We start from the raw sequence: 381 nt of genomic DNA, 5'->3' as shown, positions 1-381 counted from the left end.
CCACGTCCAGCCCCCGGTCGGCGAGGCGTTCGAGGGTCGACTCCCAGTCGGGTCGGGCCTCGTCGCCGACGATCACGATCCCCGACGCCGCGCCGTCCTCGCCGACGAGCACCGGCAGTTTCCCGGCCTCCCGCGCCTCAGCCGCCCGAGACGCGACGCCTTCGGGCACCGACCAGCCGCGCTCCGCGAACAGGTCCGGGTTCCCGACGAGCACCTGCCGGCCGTCGACGGTTCCCTCGACGCCGGTCGGGTGGCTGGTGAACGACTCGACTTCGGGGGTGTCGTCGCCGAACGCCTCGACGATCGCCGCGGCAGCAGGGTGGGCGGCCCGTCGTTCGAGTTCGGCCGCGGCCGCGAGCAGGTCGGCGGAGGCGTCGTGGT

1 protein-coding gene is annotated in these 381 nt (G+C 74.8%); it reads right to left on the bottom strand.

Annotation, left to right across the window (positions count from 1 at the left end; genetic code table 11):
- On the bottom strand, positions 1–381 hold a 381-nt coding region (locus ACFR9S_RS04880; protein WP_379818196.1), incomplete at both ends, for an HAD family hydrolase.

The organism is Halolamina salina (genome assembly GCF_042678005.1).
GTDB lineage: Archaea > Halobacteriota > Halobacteria > Halobacteriales > Haloferacaceae > Halolamina > Halolamina salina.
Note: the sequence above shows the minus strand (reverse complement) of the source record. Positions and strands in the feature narration are given on the sequence as shown.